5 protein-coding genes and 1 pseudogene are annotated in these 5,996 nt (G+C 68.2%); 3 read left to right on the forward strand and 3 right to left on the reverse strand.

The annotated features are described in order from the left end of the window. Positions 1-184: 184 nt before the first annotated feature. A complete protein-coding gene (locus ACM14_RS29900; protein ID WP_013802857.1) occupies positions 185-1,120 on the reverse strand; it encodes a LysR family transcriptional regulator in 936 nt (311 codons plus the stop codon). A gap of 132 nt (positions 1,121-1,252) precedes the next feature. Between ACM14_RS29900 and ACM14_RS29905 the strand changes: the two genes are divergently transcribed. From ACM14_RS29905 to ACM14_RS29915, 3 genes are all read left to right on the forward strand, one after another. Next, the gene (locus ACM14_RS29905) at positions 1,253-2,227 is read left to right on the forward strand and encodes an alpha/beta fold hydrolase (protein WP_065348145.1); all 975 of its coding nucleotides are present in this window, start codon (positions 1,253-1,255) and stop codon (positions 2,225-2,227) included. Between the two features lie 68 nt (positions 2,228-2,295). Beyond that, positions 2,296-3,300, forward strand: a complete 1,005-nt coding sequence (locus ACM14_RS29910) for a tripartite tricarboxylate transporter substrate binding protein BugE (RefSeq protein ID WP_012205002.1) — start codon at positions 2,296-2,298, stop codon at positions 3,298-3,300. Between the two features lie 163 nt (positions 3,301-3,463). Continuing rightward, complete coding sequence (locus ACM14_RS29915) at positions 3,464-4,378, forward strand: LysR family transcriptional regulator (protein ID WP_065348146.1); 915 nt, start codon at positions 3,464-3,466, stop codon at positions 4,376-4,378. 27 nt (positions 4,379-4,405) lie between these two features. Here ACM14_RS29915 and ACM14_RS29920 read toward each other — a convergent pair whose 3' ends face one another. Together ACM14_RS29920 and ACM14_RS29925 are read right to left on the reverse strand one after the other, a co-directional pair. Next, a complete protein-coding gene (locus tag ACM14_RS29920; protein ID WP_012205004.1) occupies positions 4,406-5,383 on the reverse strand; it encodes a tripartite tricarboxylate transporter substrate binding protein in 978 nt (325 codons plus the stop codon). A 33-nt stretch (positions 5,384-5,416) separates the two neighbouring features. Beyond that, positions 5,417-5,996: pseudogene (locus tag ACM14_RS29925) on the reverse strand (AMP-binding protein); the annotation flags it as partial.

The raw sequence follows: 5,996 nt of genomic DNA on the forward strand, positions 1-5,996 counted from the left end.
GGTCGCCTTCTTTGATCTGACCTTTCTTGGCGAATCAAGAAAGGGCAGTCGGCTGCCGGGCCGAGACCCGGCCTCTAAAAGAAACCGCCCGGCAGGGGCAAGAAGAGCGCGCGGCGCTCAAATTTACAGACGGTCAACAACGCAAGGCCGCGGCCGCCAAGTCACACAAACTGACCCGCCCGCCTCACGACTTCTGACTCCTCCCATAAAGATTCTCCAACCCCGCCCACACCCTGCGCGTGAGCGGCTTGCTCTGCGCCGCAGGCCGCCGGTAGAGCCGCACGTTGATGGGCACGTCCTTGTCGGGCCCGGCCGCGCGGGCCAGGCGGCCCTCGGTCAGGTCGGTCTTGACCAGGGTGAGCGGCAGCCAGGCCAGGCCTAGGCCCTGGTGGACCATGGCGTGCAGGGAGTCGGCCAGGTCGGCCTCGTAGACGGTGCGCAGGCGCGTGGTGTCGCACAGCTCGTGCAGGTGGCTGCGCAGGATCTTGCCCAGGGACATGCTTTGCGCATAGTCCAGGTAGGGCACCAGCGGGCCGCCGCCGTGGGCGGGCAGGGCGTATTTGGGCAGTTGCGGGACCAGGGGGATGCTGACGGGGATCAGCGTGTCCTGGCCCACGGGCAGCCAGGCCAGGTGGTGGCCCTGCAGGCTGCCTTCGATGGCGGGCTGGGCGTGGCACATGAGCAGGTCCACCTTGCCTTGCAGCAGCATTTCCACGCCGTAGTCCAGGCTGGTAGTGACCACTTTCCAGCACAGCTGGGGCATGGCCTGGTTGAGGGCGGTGATGATGCCCGGCAGGACGGTGTGCGACAGCGTGCGGCCGGCCGCGATGGTGATGGTTTCATCGCGCGTGCGGTGGGGGCGCTGCAGCAGGCCGTGGGTCTGCTCCAGGATGCCCAGCACTTCATGGGCCGAGGCCAGCAGCGTCTTGCCGGCGGCCGTGAGCGTGGTGGACTGGTGGCCGCGCTCGACCAGGGGCGTGCCCGCCCATTCCTCCAGCGCGCGGATGCGGCGGCCAAAGGCGGGGTGGGTGATGTGGCGGCGCTCGGCGGCCTTGTAGAGGCTGCCGGTGTCGGCCAGGGCCTGCAGGTCCTGCAGCAGTTTGAGGTTGAGTTCGTGCATGGGTAGGGTGGGTGTAGGGCTGTGCTGATCCGGCACAGCCCCGCCGCAATCGGCACAGCACCAAGGCGGGGCATGCCTAGCATGGCGGCATGCGAGAGAAGCCCTGTTATGCCTGAAGTTTGCCTCAGGAAGATGCAAAGCCATTTCATTGGCGGTGCGCAGCGCACGGTGCGGGATCTGCCGATCCAGCACAGGGAAGTGGTGCGCAATGGCGGCGAGCGGCCGCTGGACATGAATGGCAGCTATGCCGTGGGCCAGATGTATGCCATTGAGTACCGGCTGGCGCGTCCGCGCAGCCCCCTGCCCGTGCTGCTGTGGCACGGCGGCGGCATGACGGGTGCGCAGTGGGAGTCCACGCCCGATGGGCGCCAGGGCTGGCTGTGGCGCCTGCTGGAGGCCGGCCATGACGTGGTGGTCTGCGATGCCGTGGAGCGCGGCCGCGCGGGCTGGGCGATGTTCCCCGAGATCTATGCCGAGGCGCCTGTGTTCCGCAGTGCCGAGGAGGCGTGGACGCTGTTTCGCATAGGCCATGCGACGCCTTCAGGCGTGGACCTTGGCCTGGGCGAGCCTTTCGCGGGACAGCGTTTTCCGCATGAGCATTTCTGTGCCCTGGTGCGGCAGATGGTGCCGCGCTGGCTGGGGCATGAGGCCATGGCCATGGCGGCCTATGACGCGCTGCTGGAGCAGTTCGGCCCCTGCGTGGTGATGGGCCACAGCCAGGGCGGTGGCTTTGCCGCGCATGCGGCCAGCCGCAAGCCGCACCTGGTGCGCGCCGTGGTGGGCGTGGAGCCTACGGGCATGCCGGTGGTGCAAGAAGGGCAGCAGGGGCAACAGGGGCAGGAGGGGGCGGATGCCTTCGCGCCTGCCTCGGCCATCCCGCACCTGGCGGTGTGGGGCGACCATTTCGCGCACAGCCCGCAGTGGCAGAAGTACCGCGCGCAGACCGATGTGTATTGGCAGCTGCTGCGCCGCCTGGGCGGCCGCGCCGAGGTGCTGGACCTGCCGGCCGCAGGCATCACCGGCAATTCGCATTTCTGCATGCTGGACACCAATGGCGACGAGGTGCTGGGCCGGGTGCTGGCCTGGCTGGAGCGCCTGGGCCGGTGACTTGCCCGTGACTGGCGGGTTACTGGCCGGTCCTGGTCCCGAAGAATTTCAACGAGGAGAAAAATCTCATGCAACGCCGCAATTTCATGATCCGCAGCCTGTCTGCAACCACGGCGGCCCTGGCCCTGGGCGCCCTGGCGCCCGCGCAGTCGGCCCTGGCAGCCGATGCAGGCTGGCCCACGGCCGAGCCCATCCGCCTGATCGTGCCGTTTCCGCCCGGCGGCACGGCCGATGTGGTGAACCGCCTGTTCGCGCAGCAGCTGGGCAAGGTGCTGGGCGCCTCGGTGATCGTGGAGAACAAGGCCGGTGCCGGTGGCTCGCTGGGCACGCGCTTCGTGGCCGATGCCAAGCCGGACGGCTATACGCTGCTGGGCGCCACGTCCAGCACGCACGGCACGAATCCGGCCGTCTACACCAAGCTGCCCTATGACGCGGTGAAGGATTTCACGCCCATCACCCAGGTGATCACGGTGCCGGGCGTGCTCAGCGTGCATCCCTCGGTCAAGGCGGCCAATCTGAAGGAGCTGATCGCGCTGGCCAAGGCGCAGCCGGGCCATCTGTCGTATGCGTCCTCGGGCGCGGGCGGTCTGGGCCATCTGGCCATGGAGCTGTTCAAGGCCAAGGCGGGCGTGCAGATCATGCATGTGCCCTACCGTGGCGCTGGCCCGGCCTTCACCGATCTGATCGGCGGCCAGGTGTCCATGCTGTGGGAGCCGCTGCCGGCCTCGCTGCCGCACATCAAGTCCGGCAAGATCCGCCCGCTGGCCGTGGCCACGGCCCAGCGCAGCAGCGAGCTGCCCGATGTGCCGACCTTTGCCGAGTCCGGCGTGCCCGGCTACGCCGTGCAGGCCTGGAACGGCCTGCTGGCACCCAAGGGCCTGCCCAAGGACATCCGCGACAAGCTGCACAAGGCCAGCGTGCAGGCCCTGGCCGACCCGCAACTGCGCCAGCGCCTGGCGGAGCTGGGCGGCACGGTGGTGGCCAATACGCCGGAGCAGTTCGGCGCGGTGATCCTCAAGGATGTGACGACCTGGAAGCAGGTGGCCTCTTCGTCGCAGATCAGCCTGGACTGATGCGGCGGGCACCGGGGAAAGCCCTGTGTCCCGGCGCCCACGGGTGGCGGGGCCAGGCGTCGTGACGGTGCCATAGTCCGGGGGTGGCGGTCCGGGCGCGTTGCCTGCGGCCGCGAACAAGGCCGCGAACAAGGCGGCCCGCCTGACCTGCCGCTCTCAAGCCATGGACATCAACCTCATCCGCAATTTCGTAGAGATCGTGGACGCGCGCAGCCTCAGCGCTGCGGCGCGCAAGCGCGACATCACGCGCTCCAAGGTGAGCAAGGAGCTCAAGTCGCTGGAGACGGCGCTGGGCGTGACCCTGCTGCACCGTACGACGCGCAGCTTTTTGCTGACGGCGGCGGGCGAGGTGCTGTACGAGCACGGGCGCAGCATCATCCAGGAGGTGGAGGCGGCGCAGGGCGCCATCGACGCGCTGCAGCATGTGGTGACGGGCTCGGTGCGGCTGAGCATTCCCACGGGCCTGGGCGAGCTGTATCTGGCCGACATGCTGCTGGCGTTCCAGAAGCGGCACCCGCAGGTGCGCATCCGCGTGCTGTTCTCCAACCGGGTGAGCGATCCCATGAGCGCCCAGGTGGATGTGGCCGTGCGCGTGGCACGCGACGTGCAGGAGCACCTGGTGGCGCGCGATCTGGGGCCGGTGGGCTTTGGCCTGTATGCCAGCAGCGCCTATGCCAAGGCGCGGCCGTTCCACGACCCCGCCGAGATTCCCCACGGCGTGTTGCTGACGCCACCCGGCGATGGCAAGACCTATGCCGTCTCGGTGAAAAAGGGGCAGCAGGAGATTGCGCTCAAGTGCGAGCCCTGCATCACCAGCGAGCATTTCCCCTTCCTCAAGCAGTCCATGCTCCGGGGCAGCGGCGTGGCCACCTTGCCCAACTACATGGTGATGGACGAGCTGCGATCGGGCGCGGTGCAGCGCGTGTGCCCGGACTGGACGGTGTCCGGCCTGGGCGACCGGCTGTACATCATCACGGCCGAGGACCGTCGGCCCTCGCATGCCGTCAAGGTGATGACCGAGTTCCTCAGGGCCAGCCTGCTGCGCTTCGTGGAGCAGGCCGAGGTGTCCGGCCCTTAGGTCCTTAGTTCATCACCTTTTCGGTCTTCAGTTCTCCAGCGCAATCGCGTTGTCCGCGATCACCTTGCGCCACATCTGGCCGTCTGCGGCCAGGAAGTCGTCGAGCTGGGCCTGGGTCTGGGGCTTCCTGGCGGCCAGGGTCTGGTTGCCCAGGGCACTGGCGAACTCGGGGTTGAGCATGACCTTGTTGACGGCGGCCTGCAGGGTGTTGCGCGCGTCCGCGGGCGTGCCTGCGGGCACGGCAATGCCGAACCAGGTGGAGGCCCTGAAGCCCGGCACGCCCGATTCGGCAATGGTGGGCGTCTGCGGAAGGAACTGCGAGCGCTCCGGCCCGGTGGTGGCAATGGCCACCAGCTTGCCGGCCTTGATGTGGGGCAGGGAGGTGCCGGCCACGTCCACCATGAGCTGGGTGTCGTTGGCCATGAGGGCGGTGAGGGCCGGCGCGCTGCCGTTGAAGGGAATGTGGGTGGCGGCCACGTCCAGGCGGGACTTGATCAGCTCGGTGGTCAGCTGCAGCGGGTTGCCCAGGCCGACCGAGCTGTAGTTGAGCTTGCCCGCGTGGGCCTTGGAGTAGGCCTTGAGGTCGGCCACGTTTTTGATGCCGGTCTGGCTGTTGGTGACCAGCACCAGCGGGGCCTCGGCCAGGATGTTGGTGAGCTTCAGCTCCCGGTCGGGGTTGTAGCTGAGCTTCTTGTAGAGCAGGGGGTTGAGCACCATGCTGGCATTGCTGGCCAGCAGCAGGGTGTAGCCGTCGGCCGGCGAGCGCGCCACGGCCGAGGCGGCAATCATGGTGTTGGCGCCTGGCCGGTTCTCCACGACCACGGACTGCTTGAGCTCGGTGGACAGGTGCGTGGCCAGGGTGCGGGCCAGCACATCGACCGAGCCGCCCGGCGCATACGGGGCGATGAGCTTGATGGGCTTGCTGGGGTAGTCGGACTGGGCGAACCCGGGGGCTGCGGCTGCGGTGGCCGCAGCGGCAAGCAGCAATGCGATGGCCTTGTTCATGCGTTGTCTCCTTCTCTTTCGGTGTTGGCGGGTTCAGATCTTGCGCTGCGTCGCGCCCCAGTGGGCGTCGCGCAGCTTTCTTTTGGCGATCTTTCCGTTGTCGTCGCGGGGCAGGCGCTGGAAGACGAAGCTGCGCGGCAGCTTGTAGGCCGCCAGCCGGCCGCGCAGCCATTCTTTCAGTTCCGCTTCGGGCAGTGTGCCTGACTGGCCGGGCTCGACCAGGGCCAGCAGCCGTTCGCCGTACTCGGCATCGGGCACGCCGATGACGGCGCAGTCTGCTATGCCGGGGTGCCTGAGCAGCTCGTTCTCTATCTCGGCCGGGTAGATGTTCACGCCGCCGGAGATCACCATGTCCGAGTCGCGGTCGCAGACGTAGAGAAAGCCTTCCTCGTCCAGGTAGCCCATGTCGCCCAGGGTGATGAGGCCGCCCTGGTCCATCTTGCGGCGGGCCTCTTCGTTGCCCTTGTAGGTGAAGTCGGCATAGGCGGGCTGGCGCACGTAGATCAGGCCGACCTCGCCCGTGGGCAGGGCCTGGCCCTGCCTGTCGAGGATGCGGACTTCGGCGTCCTGCAGCGGCAGGCCCGCGCTGCCCGGGTGGGTGAGGGCGTCGGCA

The sequence above is a fragment of the Delftia sp. JD2 genome (assembly GCF_001682645.1).
GTDB classification, from domain to species: Bacteria; Pseudomonadota; Gammaproteobacteria; order Burkholderiales; family Burkholderiaceae_C; genus Comamonas; species Comamonas acidovorans.